Raw genomic sequence first — 224 nt, forward strand, 5'->3', positions numbered from 1 at the left:
GGAACATTGCGGCATCCAAATGGTCGATACTCTGACAATCGTGACGCCGTCACCGCTGGAATCGAACGCGTGCGCGAAGTACGAAAGGCGATCGGTTCCGATATCAGGCTTATGCTTGATTTCGGTGGCGGCATTTCTATCGCAGACACCATGCGGTTTTGTGAGCGTATCAAAGAATATGATATCGAGTTTGTGGAGGAAATCACCGATCCCGGCGACCTCGG

At 52.2% G+C, this 224-nt stretch carries 1 protein-coding gene; it reads left to right on the forward strand.

The genetic code is table 11. From position 1 onward, the window contains the following. The coding region (locus HWD97_RS24460) for an enolase C-terminal domain-like protein (RefSeq protein ID WP_371835837.1) at positions 1-224 on the forward strand (224 nt) is incomplete at both ends.

The organism is Ochrobactrum sp. C6C9 (genome assembly GCF_022627935.1).
GTDB lineage: Bacteria > Pseudomonadota > Alphaproteobacteria > Rhizobiales > Rhizobiaceae > Brucella > Brucella teleogrylli.